13 protein-coding genes are annotated in these 20,620 nt (G+C 51.2%); 1 reads left to right on the top strand and 12 read right to left on the bottom strand.

Translation table 11 applies throughout. From position 1 onward, the window contains the following. Positions 1-83: 83 nt before the first annotated feature. Both xylB and xylA read right to left on the bottom strand, forming a co-directional pair. On the bottom strand, positions 84-1,580 hold the full coding sequence (gene xylB / locus ACFPYJ_RS22690) for a xylulokinase (protein WP_379190510.1): 1,497 nt from the start codon (positions 1,578-1,580) through the stop codon (positions 84-86). Positions 1,581-1,595: 15 nt separating this feature from the next. Then, positions 1,596-2,909 (bottom strand): xylose isomerase, encoded by a 1,314-nt coding sequence (gene xylA / locus ACFPYJ_RS22685; RefSeq protein ID WP_379190509.1) that lies wholly within the window; start codon positions 2,907-2,909, stop codon positions 1,596-1,598. Positions 2,910-3,296: 387 nt separating this feature from the next. Between xylA and ACFPYJ_RS22680 the strand changes: the two genes are divergently transcribed. Next, positions 3,297-4,457: an ROK family protein gene (locus ACFPYJ_RS22680; protein WP_379190508.1), complete on the top strand. Its 1,161-nt coding sequence runs from the start codon at positions 3,297-3,299 to the stop codon at positions 4,455-4,457. Positions 4,458-5,327: 870 nt separating this feature from the next. Here ACFPYJ_RS22680 and ACFPYJ_RS22675 read toward each other — a convergent pair. From ACFPYJ_RS22675 to ACFPYJ_RS22630, 10 genes are all read right to left on the bottom strand, one after another. Next, the gene (locus ACFPYJ_RS22675) at positions 5,328-6,314 is read right to left on the bottom strand and encodes a TauD/TfdA dioxygenase family protein (RefSeq protein WP_379190507.1); all 987 of its coding nucleotides are present in this window, start codon (positions 6,312-6,314) and stop codon (positions 5,328-5,330) included. Between the two features lie 62 nt (positions 6,315-6,376). Then, positions 6,377-7,177, bottom strand: a complete 801-nt coding sequence (locus tag ACFPYJ_RS22670) for an SDR family oxidoreductase (protein ID WP_379190506.1) — start codon at positions 7,175-7,177, stop codon at positions 6,377-6,379. A gap of 17 nt (positions 7,178-7,194) precedes the next feature. Beyond that, complete coding sequence (locus ACFPYJ_RS22665; RefSeq protein ID WP_379190505.1) at positions 7,195-8,565, bottom strand: LLM class flavin-dependent oxidoreductase; 1,371 nt, start codon at positions 8,563-8,565, stop codon at positions 7,195-7,197. A gap of 189 nt (positions 8,566-8,754) precedes the next feature. After that, positions 8,755-10,119 carry an LLM class flavin-dependent oxidoreductase gene (locus tag ACFPYJ_RS22660; RefSeq protein ID WP_379190504.1) on the bottom strand — a complete coding sequence of 455 codons (1,365 nt, stop codon included), beginning with the start codon at positions 10,117-10,119 and terminating at the stop codon, positions 8,755-8,757. Between the two features lie 35 nt (positions 10,120-10,154). Beyond that, positions 10,155-11,015, bottom strand: a complete 861-nt coding sequence (locus ACFPYJ_RS22655; protein WP_379190503.1) for an ABC transporter permease — start codon at positions 11,013-11,015, stop codon at positions 10,155-10,157. Continuing rightward, positions 11,008-11,883, bottom strand: a complete 876-nt coding sequence (locus tag ACFPYJ_RS22650) for an ABC transporter ATP-binding protein (RefSeq protein WP_379190502.1) — start codon at positions 11,881-11,883, stop codon at positions 11,008-11,010. The genes ACFPYJ_RS22655 and ACFPYJ_RS22650 overlap by 8 nt, the downstream gene beginning before the upstream one ends. 29 nt (positions 11,884-11,912) lie before the next feature. Continuing rightward, positions 11,913-12,956 carry an ABC transporter substrate-binding protein gene (locus tag ACFPYJ_RS22645; protein WP_379190501.1) on the bottom strand — a complete coding sequence of 348 codons (1,044 nt, stop codon included), beginning with the start codon at positions 12,954-12,956 and terminating at the stop codon, positions 11,913-11,915. A gap of 463 nt (positions 12,957-13,419) precedes the next feature. Then, complete coding sequence (locus tag ACFPYJ_RS22640) at positions 13,420-16,155, bottom strand: alpha-mannosidase (RefSeq protein WP_379190500.1); 2,736 nt, start codon at positions 16,153-16,155, stop codon at positions 13,420-13,422. Between the two features lie 13 nt (positions 16,156-16,168). After that, positions 16,169-19,303: a beta-galactosidase gene (locus ACFPYJ_RS22635; protein WP_379190499.1), complete on the bottom strand. Its 3,135-nt coding sequence runs from the start codon at positions 19,301-19,303 to the stop codon at positions 16,169-16,171. Then, positions 19,300-20,619: a glycoside hydrolase family 125 protein gene (locus ACFPYJ_RS22630; protein ID WP_379190498.1), complete on the bottom strand. Its 1,320-nt coding sequence runs from the start codon at positions 20,617-20,619 to the stop codon at positions 19,300-19,302. Before ACFPYJ_RS22630 ends, ACFPYJ_RS22635 begins: the two co-directional genes overlap by 4 nt. Position 20,620: the final 1 nt, after the last annotated feature.

Genomic DNA, 20,620 nt, shown 5'->3' with positions numbered 1-20,620 from the left:
TGAATAAACAAAAAACCGCTTCTTTCGCAGATACGAAAGAAGCGGCCAAAGCCAGTACATATGATTGCGCTCGAATTTCAAACTTAATTCCGGTAAGACTTAAGTGCGTCATTCAATGATTTCGTCTGCCCGTAGACATCCTGATAAATACGGAAGAGACCTGCATAGGCTTCTACAGCGGATGGTACCGGCTTATAGGTAGCCGCCCGTTTCACAAACTGGTCCGCGCAGGCATCCAGACTATCGAACCAGCCGCAGCCGTAAGCGGCCAGCATCGCTGCCCCTAGGCCAGGACCTTGTTCATTCTCAAGCGCGACCACGTCCGCATTGAAAATATCAGCCTGCATCTGCAGCCAGACCGGATTCTGCGCGCCCCCGCCGATCGATACAATCGTATCCACGGTTTTACCTGCCTCGCGGAACAATTGAACGGACTCGTTCAATGAGAACGTAATCCCTTCCATAACGGAACGTGCAAAATGAATACGTTCATGCGAACCATCAATGCCGATAAAGCTGCCGCGGATGACCGCATCGGGATGAGGAGTTCGCTCGCCCACGATATAAGGTGTGAACAGAAGTCCGTTCGAGCCCGGACGAACTTGATCAATGCCGCTCAGCAGCTCATTAAAGGACTCGCCTTTGGCAAAGGTATTCTTAAACCAAGTTAAGCTGTACCCTGCAGCAAGCGTCACGCCCATTGCATAAAAAGCATCCTGCTTACCGTGATTGAAGAAATGCACTTTACCCCGGAAGTCATTGCCGCTGCCATTCTCATAAGAGAGAATGACGCCGGAAGTACCGATGCTGCACATCGTCAGCCCGTCTTTTAGAATGCCGGAACCGATCGCACCGCAAGCATTATCCGCTCCGCCGGCAAATACCTTCGTTGCGGTACTGAGTCCTGCCCCTGCAGCTGCCTCAGGCAGAATCGTACCTGCTAAACCATGCGATTCGATAAGCGGCGGACAGAACGAAGCAGGCAATCCGAAGGCTTGCAGAACCGCACCGCTCCACGCTTTGTTTGCAACATCAAGGAGCAAGGTCCCCGCTGCATCGGAGTAATCCATATGCAGCTCGCCGGTTAACTTGTAGCGCACATAATCCTTAGGCAGCACGAACAGTTTGGCTGCAGTGAAAACCTCAGGCTCATGCTTACGCACCCATAAGATCTTAGGAAGCGTGAAGCCCTCGAGCGCCGGATTACGCGTAATGCTCAATAGATCGCTTCCGAGCGTCTGTTCGATTTCACGGCATTCCGCCGTGGTGCGCGTATCATTCCACAAAATGGCGTTGCGCACCGGATTACCCGCTTCGTCCAGCAGGACAAGTCCATGCATTTGACCGGAGAAGCTGATCCCTTCAATAGAATCAGCAGGTACACCAGCCTTCTGCACAACATCTTGAACGGCTCCAAGCGTGCCGTCCACCCAGTCGTTCGGACGCTGCTCACTCCAGCCTGAATGCTCGTGGAAGAGCGGATAATCACGAGATGCTTCTGCGATTATCGCGCCGCTCCGATCAAGGAGCAGCGCCTTTACCGCACTTGTGCCGAGGTCTATCCCAATGACATAAGACATTTGAACAGATCCCCCTTACACGCTGTAGATGACTTCGTTAAGTACCAATTTGATACGCTCTTGGCGACCGGATTCGTTACGGATGCTGTTGTTCTCAAGCGCATATTTCTCAAGTGAATGAAGGGTAGCTTTACCTGAAACGATCTCAGCGCCGATACCTTCTTTGAAGCTGCGGTAACGGTTGTCCACGATGCTGTCGATGACTTTGTCTTCAATCAATTTCGCTGCTGCTTTTAGTCCCCAAGCATAAGTGTCCATACCCGCGATATGAGCAAGGAACAAATCATCGTCCTCGAAGGAACCGCGGCGTACTTTAGCGTCGAAGTTTATGCCGCCTTTGCCGATACCGCCTGCTTTGATGACTTCGTACATGGTAAGTGTGGTGGAGTACAGATCGGTAGGGAATTCATCTGTATCCCAGCCGAGCAGCAGGTCGCCTTGGTTCGCATCAAGCGATCCAAGCATGCCGTTAATAGCGGCAACGCGGATTTCGTGCTCGAATGTGTGGCCAGCCAGTGTTGCATGGTTCGCTTCAAGGTTCAGCTTGAAGTAGTCTGTCAGGTCATACTTTTGCAAGAAAGCGATTGTAGTTGCAGCATCGAAGTCATATTGGTGCTTAGACGGCTCTTTCGGCTTAGGCTCGATTAGGAATTGAGCGCCGAATCCGATTTCTTTGGAGTAAGCAATCGCCATATGGAACAGACGTGCAAGGTTATCCAGCTCAAGAGCCATATCCGTATTCAGCAGTGTCTCATAGCCTTCACGGCCGCCCCAGAATACATAGTTCTCAGCGCCAAGACGTTTACCAACTTCAAGACTTTTCTTCAGCTGAGCGCCTGCATAAGCATATACATCAGCATTGGAAGTCGTTCCTGCGCCATGAACGAAGCGCGGGTTCGTGAACATATTCGCTGTATTCCACAGAAGCTTAGCTCCTGATGTTTTCATATTTTGCTTCAGAAGATCAACGATAACATCGAGGTTCTTGTTCGTTTCCTGCAGCGTGTCGCCTTCCGGAGCGATGTCACGGTCATGGAAACAGTAGTAAGGAATGCCTATTTTATCAAGGAATTCGAAGTTCGCTTCAACGCGCGCTTTGGCTTGATCCATGGCATTGGCATGATCCCATCCGCGAACGGCCGTGCCTACGCCGAATGGGTCAGAGCCGGCACCCGTGAACGTATGCCAGTAAGCGACTGCGAAACGAAGATGCTCTTCCATGGTTTTGCCAAGTACAACTTCCTTCGGATTGTAATGCTTGAATGCCAAAGGATTATCGGAGCCTTTACCTTCGTAAACGATCTTGCCGATGTTCTTGAAATACGTCATTTGAGTACGAACCTCCTAAAATGTGGTGGGCAATGCCCGATTTGTATGAAAACGTTCTTATAGCTATCTTAGCACCTTATAACTTGGTTTGTCTATTAAACAAAGTAAGTTATTTGATGAAAATTTTCACACTTAAATAAATCCTTATGGCTGTATTTCATTACCTTTAAATTAAGTTGCGCACAAATCACCCCTTATAATCGCATTGTAAATATGTCAATAATATAAATACCTGTAATCGCTATCATTAGATAAATCCGCCTATCTCTCTCCAGTATTAAGCCGCGTGGACTTGGCTCGACTGAAACAAATAATGCATTATCTGTCCCGCTCGTGTTAAAATCGTACCCATATCAATCAAGATGAACGGACGGAGGAAGGCAAGGCATGCAGAAGACCGGGGATTTGGCGCTCGTTAAGAAAATCAATACAGCCATTGTGCTGGAAGCCGTTCTGAAGAACGCGCCTCTCTCACGTGCACAAATATCCGAGCGGACCGGGTTGAATAAAGCGACCGTATCCAGCCTGATACAGGATTTAATCGACAGCCATCTCGTTGTCGATATCGGGCCCGGACAATCCAGCGGCGGCAGGAAGCCTTACCTGCTGCTCTTCAATTCACGGGCTGGCTATGCCATCGGCATTGATCTTGGGGTCAATTACATTCGCGGAATCCTTACGGATTTGGAAGGTGCTGTTATCGCAGAGCAGGAGCTTCCCCTCAGGACGCACGAGGTCGATACCGTACAGCAGCAGCTCTTCAGCTGCATTAATAAACTAAAAACCGTTATTCCCGAAAGTCCGTATGGGCTCGTAGGCATCGGAATTGGAGTTCCCGGTCTAGTTGATGAGAAGGGCTCCATCCTGTACGCACCCAATCTGGCTTGGAAGCATATCCCGCTGCAGAAGACGATTGAAGAGCATTTCGGCGTTCCTGTGACCATCGATAATGAAGCGAATGCAGGCGCGCAGGGCGAGCAGAGGTTTGGCGCGGGAAGAGGCATCGCCAATCAAATCTATGTCAGCGTCGGGATCGGGATTGGGACGGGCATTATTCTGAATAAAGAACTATACAAAGGCGCCGCCGGGTTCTCCGGCGAGCTCGGTCACCTCTCCATTGACGTAAACGGCAAACAATGCCGCTGCGGCAACCAAGGCTGCTGGGAGTTATACGCTTCCGAGAAGGCACTTCTTGAACAAGCGGAATCACTTGGATATACAGAGCTTGAAGCGCTTATCGATGCGGCTGAGAATGGCGATGAGCGGGTTCGCGCTCTCTTTCACTCCATAGGAGAATGGCTCGGTGCCGGGATTGCGAATATCGTTAACGTTTTTAACCCGGATGTCGTCATCATCGGCAACCGGATGAGCCGTGCTGAGGCTTGGATAGGCAGCGCAGCGAGGGAGACTGTAGCGAAGCGTTCACTCGGGCAGCTTCATGAAAGACTTCGTATCCTATTCGCAGAGCTCAACGATCAGTCTGCCGTGCGCGGAGCCGCTTATTATGCCATCAGTCATTTCTTCATTAAAATCAAGAGCGTGCATTAAGCCGATAAATCCAATAAAAAGAAAAAGGAGCAGGCACCGAATCGTCGTCATCCGGGCCCTGCTCCTTCCTATTTTCAATCAGGGCAGCCGATCAAGCTCGGCGCTCCAGATCAGCCGTTCTTAAAAGCTGCTATTCTTATCCGTTTGTAATCAGCAAACCAAGCCAGAAAAAGTGCCGGTTAGAAAATGTCGGTCGAAGAACAATTTAAATGAATGACTGCGTCTTCTTAAGTATTGTCTTTTTTCAAGTAACTGCGAAATGAATTTTCATGGTAGTTGAATGGCTTTACGAAAAAATGATTTGTAAACCAAAATAAAAAAAGCCCTAAATTCAGGACTTTTTAGTCTAAGTGAGAACTTATTTTTTCTACTCCCAGAGCTCGAACTGTTGGTTCATGTTTTCTCTGGTGATCTTCCGTTTCTGTAATACACTACTTGGTACCACTTTTTATATAATGCCTTAGCCACATTTATCTGCGCGATTTCATGAAATGGAGTATACAACGATCGAAACTTCAGTTCTTTATTTGAGCCAACAAGATGCCCAGGTACTTCGACGGGAATTAACCATCTTGTAGCACGCACATTTTAGTACGCCAAGTGCTCGAAGCTCTCGGAGACATGTTCGCACTCGCTTCTAATGTTTCCACAAGCAAATCCGCAGTCCTCTGCGTATCCACTGGTTGGACTTTCGCAATAAACTTTACAGAAACCGGTCAGTAACCTATCCCCTCATCGTACAATTTCATTATTATACATTTATAGGAAGTATGCTGTCTGCGTTGTATTCAACAAGAAAAGTCATCCCCTCAACAGCAATTACTGCTGGAGGGGATGGCTTTTCGGCTAACGTTTAATCGATATTAGCTATCAGGCAGATTCTGCTTGCTGCTCGGAATTCGCCTGTGAATCTTGACCTTCCGCTGCAGCTTGCGATGCAGAGGTCACCTTCTTGCGAGTCACGCTTTGGCGTCCGTCGATGCTAACCGGAATATCGCCATCCACAGTCACTCTCCGGACAACACGGTGCTGGTCGCCGTAATCGTTAACCGCATAGTGCTGTGTAGCACGATTGTCCCAGATGACCACATCGCCAGCCGCCCAGCGCCAGCGCACGGTGTTTTCAAGCCGTGTCACATGCCCCTGCAGCAAGGAGAGCAGCTGCGCTGAATCCGCAGAAGACAGTCCAACGATTTTCTTGGCGAAATGTCCGAGTATGAGGGTGCGCTCTCCTGTTTCCGGATGAACGCGTACAAGCGGGTGCTCTGTTTCATACAGAGTGGAGACGAATACTTCTTTGTGGCGGCGCAGCGACTCCTCTGACACTTTATTCCGGTAGGCCGCATAATCATATTCATTCGTATGGACAGCCCACAAGCCATCGACTAATGTCTTCAGCTCAGCTGGCAAATTCTCATAGGCAGCCGCTGTATTAGCCCATACCGTATCCCCGCCGGCGGCAGGAACGACAACAGCTCGCAGAATGGATGCCTGCGGGTAAGCATCGACAAAAGTAACGTCCGTATGCCAGGAATCCGCGCGGCCGCCATGATCGGAGTTGAGCTCCAGGACATATTCCGTCCCCTGCTTGATCGGCACCGTCGGATGAGCAACCGGATCGCCAAACACCTGGGCAAGCGCTTCCTGCCCGGCATCGTCAAGATGCGTTTGACCGCGGAAGAAAATGACCTTGTGCTTAAGCAGCGCTTGGCGAATTTCAGCAACTGTCTGCGCATCCAGATCACTGGAAAGCTTGACACCCCGAATTTCTGCTCCAATCCGCCCTGCAACCGGAAGAATCTCCAAACCCGCTTCATCTGCTTGATTTACCTCATTGTTCAGCTCAACTTTACTCATACCTTTCGCCTCCTTTAATTTGCGGAGCCCAAAGACTCCGTAAGTCCTTCACAGCTTGTGACTTATACACCTGGCTGTTGTCCGCCATCGACTACGACTTCTGCTCCGGTAATGGATCTGGCTTGTTCGGATGCAAGGAACAGGACGATGTCTGCAATTTCTTGAGGGTCGATAATGCGTCCAAGCGGAATGCCGGCAGCACTCTCGGCTTTATATTGATCAACTGAAATCCCTTTGGCATCGGCCTGCTGCTGCGCCAACACCTCTGCTCGTTCAGTAGCCGTCAAACCTGGAGAAACCGAATTAATGCGAATGTTGTTCTTCGCAAGCTCCTTGGAAATGCCTTTGGCAAAATTCAGCAGAGCTGCATTTGTCGTCCCGCCCGGCAGGAACAAGGGAGAAGGCGTTCTCCCGGCTCCGCCGACAATATTAACGATACTGCCCTTCTGCTTCTCTATAAAATGAGGCAGCACTGCTCTTACGGTTCGAATATAACCGAGCAGCTTCAAATTCCAAGTATCTGTGAAGGCCCCGTCAGTGAGGGACAGGAAGGATCCCGCCTTTGCCGAGCCGGCGTTATTAATCAGAATATCGATTTGTCCAAAATGGCTAAGGGCCGTCTCTACCGTAAACTGTACCGTTGCTGCATCCGTTAAATCTCCGGCAGTGATAACAACCTTTGGAGCGCCCTTCACCTCTGCTTGCGATTCGATAACATGTTTAGCCTCTTCAAGCTTCGCCTGATTGCGGGAAACAATGAGCACATTAGCCCCTTGTCTATAGAGCGACTTAGCAATCGCCAACCCGATCCCTGCGCTTCCTCCGGTAACAATCGCGGATTGACCTTCCAAATTTAATCCCATAGACGGTTCTCCTTCCTCTATTCACTCAGCAGCAAATCATACTGCTGTTCACGAGCCGCCGGATGAAGCGGACGCTTCAAGCCCAAGTGGTCCCTTAATGTCGTCCCTGTGTATTCAGTACGGAACAGCCCTCTGCGCTGAAGCTCCGGCACGACGAGATCGACGAAATCCTCAAGCCCTCCCGGCAGGTACGGCGCCATAATATTAAAGCCGTCGGCAGCGCCGTTTACGAACCATTCTTCCAGCTGATCGGCGATTTGAACGGGCGTTCCTTTGATTTCACGGTGGCCCCGGGCACCGGCGATCCGCTGGTACAGCTTGCGGATCGTTAAGCCTTCCCGTTCCGCCAAGTCCTTCAGCAGCGTAAATCGGCTCTTCCCGCCGTTGATCTGCGCAAGTTCCGGAAGATCCGGCAGCGGTCCGTCCACAGGGTATGGCGAGAGATCGAAGCTGATGAGATTGGACAGCAAGCAAATGCCCGCCTCCTGCGGGATCAATTCTTCCAGCAGCGCCTTCTTCTCATCGGCTTCCGCCTCCGTCCGGCCGATAATCGGGAAGATGCCGGGCATTATCTTCAGGTCATCCGGCAAGCGGCCGTATTTCGCCAATCGCCCTTTCACATCGCTGTAGAAGGCTTGCGCTTCCTCAAGCGTCTGCCATGCCGTGAAGATAACTTCGGCTGTACGGGCGGCCAGCTCTTTGCCCGGCTCGGATGAACCGGCTTGAATCACGACCGGATGGCCTTGAATCGGCCTTGCCACATTCAGCGGGCCGCGTACCGTGAACCATTTCCCCTTATGGTTTAGCGTGTGCAATTTACTGCGGTCAGCGAAGGTTGCGCTTGGCTTATCATAGACGAAAGCATCATCCTCCCAGCTGTCCCACAGTCCAGTCACCACATTGAGGAATTCCTCCGCGCGGTCATAGCGAAGAGAGTGCAGCAGATGATTGTCTTGATTGAAGTTGAGCGCTTCTGCCGGGTTGGCTGAAGTCACAACATTCCATGCTGCACGGCCTCCGCTTAAATGATCGAGCGAAGCAAACTTGCGAGCGACATGAAACGGTTCATTGTAAGTCGTCGATACGGTTGCCGCGAGCCCCACATGCTCCGTAACCGAGGAAAGGGCGGATAACAGCGTAAGCGGCTCCGGTCTTACGGTTACCGTCTGGGCAACAGCCTCGGGATACTTCTCCGAGACAGCGTAACCGTCAGCCAGAAAGAGCATATCGAACTTCCCGCGTTCCGCCGTCTGCGCCAGCTTCTTATAGAATTTGAAGCTGAGCACCTCGGAGGCTTCCGTATCCGGATAACGCCATGCCGCCACATGATGCCCCGGGGTCATTAAGAAAGCGCCCAATCTAATTTGTCGTTTCTCGTTCGCGCTCATTGCGGAACCCTCCTAAGAGTTATTTGCGATTCTACTTGGTATACTCCCTGTTCAGCAAAAAACTCACATCGGAAGCATAAGCTAAGAGTTATTTGCGAATCTTCTTGGCACACTTCCTGTTCAGTTAAAAACTCAATTCAGAAATAAGCTAAGAGTTATTTGCATTCATCTTGACCTGCTTCCTGTAAGTTAAAAACTCACTTCAGAAGCATATGCTTGGAATGTTCCTTTAGCGGAGTATTGATTAACCGGTCTGGTTAAGCCAAAATGCTCACGCAGCGTTCTTCCGGAATATTCGGTGCGGAACAGCCCTCTGCGCTGCAGCTCGGGAACGACCTGCTGAGCAAATTCCTCTAATCCGCCCGGCAGATACGGAGGCATCACATTGAAGCCGTCGCTTGCTCCATTGATGAACCATTCCTCAAGCTGATCGGCTACTTGAACCGCGGTTCCGGCAAATGTCCGGTGGCCCCGGCCTCCTGCAAGGCGATGAATCAATTGTCTGATCGTCAGGTTGTCTCGCTTTGCAAGATCGGCAACGAGCTGGAATCTGCTTTTGTTTCCGTTGATTTCGTCCAAGCTCGGAAGCTCCGGCAGCGGACCGTCAAGCGGATAGGTAAACAGATCCACCTTCAGCATATTGGACAGCTGATTTAATCCGTACTCCGGCACAGTCAGCTCATTCAATTCAAGCTCTTTCTCCTTGGCTTCCGATTCGGTGCTGCCGATGACCGCGCAGATGCCGGGCAAAATTTTCAACTGCTCCGGCTGACGGCCGTATTTGGCCAGTCTTCCTTTCACATCTGAATAGAACTGCTGAGCTTCCGCCAAAGTCTGCTGTGCCGTGAAGATCGCCTCCGCATATTGAGCGGCGAATTCTTTGCCATCCTCCGAGGAACCGGCCTGCACGAGAACCGGGTAGCCTTGTGGTGATCTTGGAATATTGAGCGGACCGCGCACCTTGAACTGTTCGCCGGCGTGATTGATTTCACGCACTTTGTCGTTATCGGCAAAAGCGCCTGTGCCGCGGTTAATGACGATCGCTTCGTCCTCCCAGCTGTCCCAGAGGCTCGTTGTCACCTGCAGAAACTCTTTGGCGCGCTCATAACGCTTGCTGTGCTCAAGATGTGAATCACGATTGAAGTTCTTTGCTTCAAATTCACTTCCGGAGGTCACAATATTCCATCCCGCCCGGCCCTTGCTGATATGATCGAGCGATGCGAATTTGCGCGCCACATGGAACGGTTCATTATAAGTGGTGGATACCGTGCCGATTAGTCCAATCTTATCGGTTACAGCTGCCAAAGCCGACAGCAGAGTGAATGGTTCTAATCCGACAAAAGCGCCGTGCTTGATATTCTGACTGACCGCTAAACCGTCAGCCAAGAAAAGCGAATCAAACCTCGCTTCTTCCGCCAGCTGTGCCAATCGCTGAAAATAACGGATATCTGTAATGTTGTGAGGCTCCGTTTCAGGATGCCTCCATGCCGCTTCATGATGACCGGCATTCATCAGGAATACATTTAAATTCATTTGTCTTTTCGATTGGCTCATCCTCATTCACTCCACTTCATCTGTGTGTTCTTCTCTTAAGCACCTTCGTTATAAGTTTGCTTCCAAGCCGATAAACGTCTCTCAATATAGAGAAGGATATAGTTGACGCCGAACCCGATCACAGAGATCGTGAGTATGCCTGCATACATCTGCGTAATTTGAAAACTGAATTGAGTATATTGAATCAAATAGCCGAGTCCGGATTTGGCCCCGACCATTTCCGCCGCAACGAGAACGAGAATAGAGCTTGCGCCTGCCTGCCGGATACCAATGAATATAGTCGGCACCGCAGCCGGGATAATGACTTTACGAAACAAAGCAATCGGGGATAATCCCATTGATCGTGCTGATTTAATCAAGAGGGGGTCAACATTCTTCACGCCGCTGATCGTATTGAGCAGAAGCGGAAATGTGCAGGCATAGAAGATAATGCTGATCTTCGAAAATTCACCCAGACCGAGCAGCAGGATAAAGACCGGTAATAGGGCCAATGCCGCCGTATTACGCATAACCTCAAGAAGGGGATTGAGATACTCCGCCACCACTTTGAATCTCCCGATAGCCAGACCAAGCGGAATGCTTACGATGATCGCCAGCACGAATCCGCTGAAGGAACGAATCAGGCTTGCCTTCGTGTGATCAACCAGATCGCCGGAGAGCAGAAGTCCCCACCACGCGCGCACAACTTCCGAGAACGGAGGCAAAAAGGTCATATTAACGATGCCAAGGCGCGGAGCCGCTTCCCATAAACCAAGAAATGCAAGAATGACAATCGAAAATTTAAAAGCTTTATGCAGCTTGATTAATGTCCAGCGCACACAAGCCAGATTATCCCGTTTCTCCTTCTTTTCATTCTCATAGCGAACCAATACTTCTCCTGTACTTGCATTAGCCATCTTTAGCAACCCCTTTTCCGCTCGATTTCAGACTGCCCGCTTCCAAGCTTTTGCTTTTCTCCTGCTCCTGCGCCCTCGAAACCTCATCCTTCAGCAGATCCCAGACTTGATGGCGAAGACTGACAAATTCGGGATTTGAGCGCAAATCCTCTTCAGAGGTTCGTGCATCAAACGGGATATCGATAACCTTCTTGATTCTGCCTGGGCGCGACGTCATGACGGCAACACGCTGACCCAGATACACAGCCTCTTCAATCCCATGCGTGATGAAAATAATCGTCTTTTTCGTTGCTTCCCAGATCCGCAGCAGCTCGCTTTGGAGCGTCTCCCTGGTCTGGGCATCAAGAGCGGCGAATGGTTCATCCATGAGCAGAACCTCAGGATCGTACGCCAAGCTGCGCGCGATCGCGATACGCTGCTTCATTCCTCCGGAGAGCTCATGCGGATAACGGTTCTCAAATCCGGAAAGCCCTACCAGCTTGATATATTCAAGTGCGATTTCTCTTCGTTCCTTTCGGCCGACACCTTTGGTCTCCAAGCCGAACTCCACATTGGCCAGTGCAGTCTTCCAAGGAAACAGCGCATACTGCTGGAAAACGATCCCCCGGTCCAGATTAGGACCGGTAATCGGTTTGCCGTCTAATAGAATTTGACCGCTGTTAGGCTTCGTTAACCCTGCAAGCAGATCAAGCAGCGTCGATTTGCCGCAGCCGCTCGGGCCGACAATAACCATAAATTCCCCCTGCTGCACATCCAGGTTAATATCTTGTAGCGCAGATACGGGCTGGGAATCCTCTTTGAGATGTCCCAAATTCCGTTTGACCCGAAATGACTTTTGCACATTCTGAATGCTGATCTTTGCCGTCATAATTATGCACCTCTCCCGTCTTCAAGGATTTATTTTTCATTTAGATAAGGGTTAAATTCATTGGTAAACAAGTCCTTTGCCTTCAATTCGCCTTCCTTGATCGTGCCTTCCTTGACCAGCCAGTTAATCCAATTGTCGAATTCCTTATCGGCAATAAGACCGCCTTTACCCGCTATACCCGTGCTTTTCCAGTACTTCACCGTTGCGGTATCTTCCTTGCGGCCTCGTTCATTGATGATTTTATTGAAACGGGCAACAACCTCATCCCTTGGCGTAGTGCGGGCCCATTCGATCGCTTTGGCTGTCGCCTCTACGAATTTGCGTGTCGCTTTAGGATTGTTCTTAATAAATTTATTCGTCAGCACATAGCTCCCCGCGCTGAAATTACCGAACAAATCCCGGTCCTTGAATAAAGGATGAATTCCGCCGCGCTCCAAAGCTTTATCGCGAAGCACGCCTCCAAGTGCAGCAACATCGATCTGATTCGCCCGAAGCGTCTGTTCAGAGGTAACCGGCGGAACGACGACAAGCGTCACTTGATCGATCTCTTCGGTGGTCAATCCCGCTCTGTGCAAGTACTCTTTGATAACAAACTCATGATGGGCGCCAAGCGTATTCACTGCGATTTTCTTCCCGATCAGATCCTTGGCTGTCTTAATCGGACTTCCATCGAGGACGTAATACCCTGTCCAGGTGTTGTCATCAACCCCGTAATAAGAGATGACGGATTTGATCGGCGCTTTTGCCGCCAGCAGCTTCACGATCGCGCCGTTGAAGGCTCCGCCAAAATCGGTGTCGCCTGTAACGACGGATTGAATATCCTGCGGTCCGCTGATTGTACTCCCGATGAACTTCAGTTTGAGCGGCGCCAGATAACCTAAGTCTTCTGCCAATTCCGGGTATGTCACCGACCCTATTCCGCCTTGATAACGAAGCTCGCTGACCTCCAGGCCCCCATTATTGGTTGAACTTGCTGCAGACGATTTCTCTTCCGCGCAGCCGGTTAGCAGAACTGAAGTAACAAGTAATAGAACAGATGCTGCACCTGCGAAATTCCGGATTGAATGTTTCATAACGATAGCCCCCAATGATTTTTGATATAAAAAAAAGACGCATACATCCGCTGTCTGCAGATGATGGTCTCTCCGGTTATCCGGTCGAAGTTATAAATTTATAAACTTAAATACCTATCGATTTACTATGATTTAGACATGATAATACCTTCTATTCTGTCGGGTGTCAACCCCTTTATTGCAAATTTTATCAAGAAACATTTTGTAGCAAAGCTCACCGTTATAGGCTTGTAATGTCAATTGTTATGTCTATTAATGAAGGGGGAATTTTCATCGTTGACATGAGTGCCCTCTGTCGATAAGTTTTAATTCCAAGCGATTTAGTTGGAATAAATTGTGCTGCCGGTTAATCGAAAGACAATTGCCCAGCTGCAGTTAGGTCTCCTTTTTTGCGCTTAGCAACCACAAAGAACCCCAAGGACTGTGCATCCCGGGGGCTCTCTGATCGCTTTACGATATGCAATTAACGCGTAATTCCGATTGTAACGATCTCACATGGCCCGACCGGCAAGGATAATTGCCCGGCTGCGTTCTGCCCGATGCGGGCGCCTCGCTCTTCCAGAATATTGCTCTTATAGGCATCGACATAAGGCAAATGATTCGTTAACGTTAATTGTGCCGCTTGCGGGCTCATATTGAACCAGCGCAGCATCAGGTCACCTGTACCTTCGCTCAGCTTCATCGACGAGAATGCCAGTTCAGCGCTCTCGAATGCGTACGGAGCAAAATTTGGCGCAAGGCTTCCCTCATGAACAGCAGTCTGGCAAACGGTCCAAGGAACCTGCATTTGATAGGCTTCTGCATAGGCGCCTGATTTCAAACCATCACCGTCATGCGGAATCAATTCCATGCTCACGGTATGCTCTCCAAGACACTGCGCTTCAGGTGTAGGGAACAAGCCCCAGTCGCCAAGCTCGCCTACGCTGCGCAGCAGCGTAACTGCAATCGTATTGCGGCCGTCGCGCAGAACCTCATATTCGTTTAAGCCCAGATTCGCAACGGTTAAGCCCGCTTTCCCAGCCTCGCTGACATCGACGAATGCCTGCTGATGCTGCGTGTTGCTTGGATTCTCCCACTCCGCTGCCGGTTCAATGTCTCGGACCGGGATCTCGAACATGGAATCAACCTGATGTACATTTGTCTTCAGATCTGTCGGGAATAATGCCCGGATGCGGTGATCCTTCGCTTGATTGTTGAAGGAAGCCTCGATTTGAACGCCTTTGCCGCTCTTGCTTAAGCTAATCACCGTACGAATCGTAAGCGGCACGAGGGTGCTGGACCGCTGCGCTTTCCGGTGAGGGAAATACACGCATGCGCGCTGTTCTTCGTCCAGCCTCTCATCAGCCGAAGCCGGTATTTCCCATTCATGAACCACTTCAACCGATGCTTGGTAAGGCGTATCCGCAAGCACGCGGATGGCTGCCGGCAGTCCTTTTGTCGTCAGCGCCGTCTCTTTGTCCGGCTGTTTGTACATGTATTCGTTCCCGATATCGCCCGTGTTCTCATACACGCCAAGATCACGGAATGTCCGGCCGCTCTTCTTGTCCGTCAAAGCAAACGAGCCGTCATCCGCGATCTCTATCTTCAGATGCTCGTTCTCGATCGTACGGCCACCGCTTAAGAGCGAAGCTGCATTCACGGACTTCCCGCTGCTGCGAACCCATGCATAGGTGCGCAATCCGAGCGCCGGCACTTGTGCGGCTTCGAAGGTCAGAATCACTTTACGGCACATATACGGCTGGCGGAACTTATCATCCGGCAGATCATAACCGAACTGAAGGCCGCGGTCTACCACCGAATATGGAACAGCAGTTCCTTCCTCATCTACCAATACACGTCCCGAGATATCCAAGTCCCGCATACGCCCGCTTGCTTCCTCCAGGGTATAGCCATCACGGAAATACAGGCGAGCCGCGTCCAGCTCAATCGTTACAACACCTGTACGTTCCGAGCCCGTTGTATTGAACACAACTACCGGAAGCGCATCGATGCCGGCTTGCGCAAAGCGGGATGTATCTACGGCATCGGCAAGAGATTGTTTCATCTCGTCAACGATAGCTTCCGCCACATGGCGGCTTTTCTCGAATCGGGTAACCATCTCACGGTGAACCTCGTCCACGCTGCAGCCGCAGATGCTGTCATGCGGATGGTTCTGCATGAGCGTCTTCCAGGCGTAGGTGAACAAATGATGAGGGTACGCTTCGCCTACACCGGCCAAATGCGCCATGGAAGCGAGCGGTTCCGCTACCTTCTCGAGCATCGCTTGGCCGAGCTGGTTCATCTGCTTCAAATAAACGCGGGCGGACGCCGTATTGACGAGGGTTGACCAGCCGTCCGTACGCTGACTGCGGAGCTCTCCGCGCACGGAAGACAAATCACGGTCTAACGAGCGTTCCAGCGCATTCAAATAATCGATGAAATTGGAATGGACGAAAGCCGTATCCGGGTACAATTCACGGGCTGTCCGAATGGCTTCAGGCAGATCCAATTGAATCGGCTGATGATCACACCCGTTCATGAACAGCAGCTCGCCTGTCGAAGCATATTTCTCGGCATCCGCCAGCTTGCGGGTCCAGTATTCTTTGGCTTCTTCGATTCCCGCCGGCACTTCATTGCCGTTGGAGTACCAGTTCGCGAACAGAATGCCCAATACTTTTGAACCATCCGGCCCTTTCCACTGCAGCTCCGAGAACGAAGATTCATAATCGCCGTCCGATACGGTATTGTTGAATCCCGTCGGCTTCACGCCGCGGCCGAATATGGCATTATTAATGCCTGACTGCAGCATCAGCTGAGGAGTCTGTCCGACTAGTCCGAACGTATCGGGGAAATAGCCGACCTTGGATACGCTGCCGTACCGCAGTGCATCCTGATGCCCGATCTGCATATTGCGCACGTTCGCTTCTCCGCTTGTAAGAAACGCATCCTGCAGAATATACCATGGACCGATCAGGATACGGCCGTCACGAATATGCTTAGCCAAGCGGTCCTTCTGGTCAGGGCGCACTTGAAGATAATCCTCCAATATGATGGTCTGCCCGTCCAAGTAAAAGCTCCGATACTCCGGATCCTGATCCAGTTTATCAAGCAGCGTATCTACCAGCTTTACGAGGCGGACATGATGCTTCTCATAAGGCAAATACCATTCCCGGTCCCAGTGGGTATGAGAAATGATATGCACCGTTCTCTTGTTATTCATCTCTTGTCTCCTCCTACTCACCAATAACCTCAACATCGACTTCATGCGGACGATAGACCGCTAACAGGCCGCCCTCCGAATCTGCAGCAAACAACACTGAGCGCTCCTTCTCAAGCACGAAAGCATAGCTCTTCCCTGAATGGGTATCCTTCACTTCAATCGGTACATCCCAAGCATATTCCGATACGAAAATATATAAGAAACCTTCTTTAAACTTCAGCTTCCGGCCGTATACGCCGGCAATACCGCCGCCCTGCACCCATTCCAGTCCGCTGCCGCAATCTGCAGCTGCAAGCGCGTAGCGGTACAGCTCCGCCACCGATTCGGAGCGTTCATTGAGCTCGATTGGAAGCGGACTCCAGATCAGTCTTCCTTGTCCGATCGGGATATCAACCACTGCGTCGCCGATTGCACCGGAAGCGCCGTGCCTTGCAGATCGAACCTCTTTGCTCGCCTCAGCGATCTTGCGATGACTGAAGGAGACTGGAATTTCCGTTCCTTGCAGATTCAAGATTTCTTCCCGGCGTACATTGTGAAGCTCAGACTCGCCAAGCAAACCGGTTAACCGGTCCGTCTCTTTCCAATATGCATTTATTCCGAGCGGTCCGGAAGCAAGCAGCGTCGCCCCTGTATGGCTGACGATATGCATCAGCTTCTCCCAAGCTGCGTCATCAATATTGTGGGCACTCGGAAGAATAATCAGCTTCGCCGGATTCGCTTCAAGCGCATCCAGATGATACTCCGATGCTCCCCGGAAAGGCATATTCAATTGGTAGGCCATCACCCGTGTCATCCGTGTTGTCGCTTCAAACGCTAGTTTGCGATTCGAGAAATCATTGGAATAAGGGAAAATCGCCGCGATTTCTTCAAGCTCGCGCTCCTGGAACAAATCCCGGATTTCAGCCATGAATCGTCCGAATGCATAGGATACATCCGCTTCCGGCTTCTCCGTACCGTCTGCCCGCAGCGCGCCGATATGCGATTCATTCGCATTATCCATATAGAAATTCGTATTCCAGATCCAGTGGATGGCGCCTGCTCCGCCTGTCGAGAAGGCATAAGCGTACTTGCGTTCAAGCAAGCTCCGCAGCTCCTGCTCCGTGCGTTTGGCGCGGCCTTCCGGGGTTTCCACATACATAATGCCTGTCTCTTGAATGACGTTCGGCTTATTCGCTGTCTTCGCAAAGATGCCGTCCCAAATCAGATAATCATTCAGCCACCAGGAATGAACGGTTGTATAATCAACCGCTTCCTCATAGAAGAACGGCGATGGACGCTGCGCACCTAACGCTTCATCTTGTCCGACCGTCACCAGATGCTCCGGCACCAGTTCCTTAATCGTATCGTAGAGCTGCTTGGCCCATCGGTTATGCATCTCCATGGAGAACAGGCAGTAATCCAGCCAGCGGGTGCCCTTCTTGCCGCGGTGCATATCCTGCACGTCGAAGTTGATTTCCTCCGGCGCAGGGACAGACGCAGCCGCAAAACTTGGAAGCTGCTCCGGCGTCATATTCCACCGCTCTTGCAGCACAGCAATATCTCCATGACGCTGCTCCAGCCATTCCACATAAGCTTCCTGCTCGAACCGGTCATGGCAGGAGCGGGGACCGTCGGAGAAAATCAGAGCCGGATCGAACATCGAAGGCTCGTTAATCAGATCCCAGTCCACATGCGTAGTCGCCCGGTGGCGCGACACGATGGAGCGGATAAACCGCTTCTGCGCTTCAACGCTTTGCGGATCCAAATAGGGGTTAACCCCTTCCCAAGTCTCCGGCGTGAAGGAGAAGAAGGTAAACGTCACCTGCAGATCATATTTCTTTGCGGTCAAGAAGAAGGCGTCGATGGCCCGGAGCACTTCTTCAGATGCATGGCCGTCGACCTGCATCACATTGCGGTATGCCGTCCAAATCCCGGTGCGGATCCAGTTGATGCCTGCTTTGGCCATTTGCGCCATGTCGCGGTCCCAGACATCCGCATTAGGCAGAAACAGGAATTTGCGGGCGACATCCGATGTCATATAAGTCATCCCGACAATAGGCAGGGGCCGTCCATCTTTTATGAAATAATCCCGGTCGCATGTGATCGGACTCCCGCCGGCAAGCAGCAGCGGATCATTTCCCCAGAACCCTTGGCGCAGAATCCTTACTTCACCATCCCCGGCTGTTGCCGTGCAGGTCACGCGGTATAGACCGCTTTGAATATCCAGCGGAACCGGAATGCGCATATAATCGATTTCACTTGTAACTTCTGCTGTAAACCGGTGTTCCCACAGCTTTTCTTCCTGCAGCTCTACCTTCATCTCGAAAGTCCAACAATCCTTGCGTTTCTCTGCAGCCGAAGATGCGACCGCCCGTTCAATACGCTGTGTCTGCAGCGTGAGTACGGTACGTTCTCCTGCTTCGTAAGCCGCATAATTCGGCTTCAGCCACAGCTCGGTTACCGCCTTCGCACAGAATGCCGACCACGCAGCCAAGGCTTCCAGCCCGCCCTGCTTCAGGAAGTCTGCCTTAAGCCCTGTATTAACGAACAACCAGCGTGAGCCCGCAAAATCGCCGCGATAATTCTCCCAGAGTACGACAGGCGCCGCAATCTCGCGGCCTTCGGCGCTGACCCCTTTAAGCAGCGGGTAAATTTGGGTGCTCATCGTTCCTGCTGCACCCATCTGATGCGGTAAATCACTATTCCGTGTCGTATGCGGGACAAGATTCCAAGCAGCTTGAATGTCAAACAACGACTCTTGGCCGGCAAGGAGCGGAATACGATCCAATGCCGCAAGTGTCGTTACAGATGCCGCGTCGACACGCAGCATTTCATGAATATACAGCTCGCGGTGATACGCAGTCTGCACAGGTTCAATATGCCAGATGCCTGTTTCTTCGCGTACCGGCTGCCTAAACGGCGCACCTCCGATGCTCACAAGGCCGCAGCCGCTTCTTAAGAAAGCAGCGATCTGTGGCCATGCGGATTTCGGGAAGTACGGCGCATGGAGGTTGATGAGGCATCCGCTCTGTGCATTGCGGAGCGCATCCGAAAGTCCCTTCGCATCGACGACAGTGCCGATGCGGCCCAGGCTCTGAGCCGCATCCTCTGCGAATGACGGGTGACCCGGGAAAGCCGGGTCATAGAATATGATTACCGGCCCTCTCATAGAATCCCTTCCTTCATCGCCTTATATACGAGCTGCGAGAATAAGCTGTTCGACCACGCGAACCATTTTCTCGTGAAGATACTCGGATCATCGGAGTGGAAGCCTTCATGCATATAACCGGTATCCGCATCCGTCGCTTCAAGCATAGCGATCATAGCAAGCTTCTCTTCCGCTGTAGAAGCCGTAATTCCCTGCATCGACAACGCCATATGCCAGATATATCCCTCAGGTGTATGCGGACTGCCAATCCCTTTGGCCACTTTGCCTTCGTAATAGAACGGATTCTCTTTGGACAGGGCGAACCGTCTTGTATTCTGGTAGACTGGATCATCCGAAGATACATAGCCAAGATAAGGAATCGACATAATGCCCGGCGTTCCGGCATCATCCATCAGGCAGTAGTTGCCGAAGCCGTCTGTCTCATAGGCATAGATAGGTCCGAAGGTCGGATGACGATAGATCCCGTACAATTGAATGCCATGATCGATATCTGCTTCCAGCGCTTTAAGCTCCTTCAGGAAATCCGTGTCACGGAATATCCACTCTGCGAACTCCTGCATGTGCCGAAGTGCCACAACCGCGAACATATTCGCCGGAATGTTGTAATGGAAATCACACACATCATCACTAGAACGGAATCCGGACCATACCATGCCTGTATAGTTCACCGGCATCCCCATTCCGTTATTGCGCAGCGAATCCGTCGGGATTCCGTTATCGCGCGTGAAACGGTATGGCGATTGCTCCGCATGATGCTGCTCCGTCTTGAACAGATCATAGATCAAGCGCATAGCGGATTTGAAGCCCGCATCAAAAATATCGGTTAAACCGGTTTCTTTCCAATAGGCATACGCAAGACGCATGGAGAAACACAAGGAATCCAGCTCGAACTTCCGCTCCCAGACCCAAGGCGACATGTCCGTGATGTCTGCCTTGTTCCAATGCCAGTCGTTGGCGGATTCATTGAACGCGTTGGCATAAGGATCAATGTGAATATATTGAATATGGCGCTTAATCAAGCCGCCCAGAATACGCTGCAAATCAGCATCGTCCTTGGCAAAAGGCACGTAATGCATCACCTGCTCGACAGAATCGCGGAGCCACGAAGCCGGAATATCCCCGGTAATGACGAATGTAGTTCCGTCATCCAATAATTTGGTCGTCGTCTCCAGCGTATTCGGAAAACAGTTCTTGAATAATTGCAGCAGCTTCGGACGATGCGCAAGCTTCACTTCCGCTTCCTGCAGCACTTCTTGAATAGCCTTCGGCATCGTTAGCGTCGGCATCGGAATTTTTGGCAGTCTGAATTGTTCCATG

The sequence above is a fragment of the Paenibacillus solisilvae genome, from assembly GCF_042656405.1.
Taxonomy (GTDB): Bacteria; Bacillota; Bacilli; order Paenibacillales; family Paenibacillaceae; genus Paenibacillus_Z; species Paenibacillus_Z solisilvae.
This window is presented reverse-complemented; position numbering and strand designations above follow the sequence as displayed.

What these genes read in the sequence shown, in the direction of transcription:
- xylB (WP_379190510.1), bottom strand. Translation starts at nt 1,580, where the DNA reads ATGTCTTATGTCATTGGGATAGACCTCGGCACAAGTGCGGTAAAGGCG.
- xylA (WP_379190509.1), bottom strand. Translation starts at nt 2,909, where the DNA reads ATGACGTATTTCAAGAACATCGGCAAGATCGTTTACGAAGGTAAAGGC.
- ACFPYJ_RS22680 (WP_379190508.1), top strand. Translation starts at nt 3,297, where the DNA reads ATGCAGAAGACCGGGGATTTGGCGCTCGTTAAGAAAATCAATACAGCC.
- ACFPYJ_RS22675 (WP_379190507.1), bottom strand. Translation starts at nt 6,314, where the DNA reads ATGAGTAAAGTTGAGCTGAACAATGAGGTAAATCAAGCAGATGAAGCG.
- ACFPYJ_RS22670 (WP_379190506.1), bottom strand. Translation starts at nt 7,177, where the DNA reads ATGGGATTAAATTTGGAAGGTCAATCCGCGATTGTTACCGGAGGAAGC.
- ACFPYJ_RS22665 (WP_379190505.1), bottom strand. Translation starts at nt 8,565, where the DNA reads ATGAGCGCGAACGAGAAACGACAAATTAGATTGGGCGCTTTCTTAATG.
- ACFPYJ_RS22660 (WP_379190504.1), bottom strand. Translation starts at nt 10,119, where the DNA reads ATGAGCCAATCGAAAAGACAAATGAATTTAAATGTATTCCTGATGAAT.
- ACFPYJ_RS22655 (WP_379190503.1), bottom strand. Translation starts at nt 11,015, where the DNA reads ATGGCTAATGCAAGTACAGGAGAAGTATTGGTTCGCTATGAGAATGAA.
- ACFPYJ_RS22650 (WP_379190502.1), bottom strand. Translation starts at nt 11,883, where the DNA reads ATGACGGCAAAGATCAGCATTCAGAATGTGCAAAAGTCATTTCGGGTC.
- ACFPYJ_RS22645 (WP_379190501.1), bottom strand. Translation starts at nt 12,956, where the DNA reads ATGAAACATTCAATCCGGAATTTCGCAGGTGCAGCATCTGTTCTATTA.
- ACFPYJ_RS22640 (WP_379190500.1), bottom strand. Translation starts at nt 16,155, where the DNA reads ATGAATAACAAGAGAACGGTGCATATCATTTCTCATACCCACTGGGAC.
- ACFPYJ_RS22635 (WP_379190499.1), bottom strand. Translation starts at nt 19,303, where the DNA reads ATGAGAGGGCCGGTAATCATATTCTATGACCCGGCTTTCCCGGGTCAC.
- ACFPYJ_RS22630 (WP_379190498.1), bottom strand. Translation starts at nt 20,619, where the DNA reads ATGGAACAATTCAGACTGCCAAAAATTCCGATGCCGACGCTAACGATG.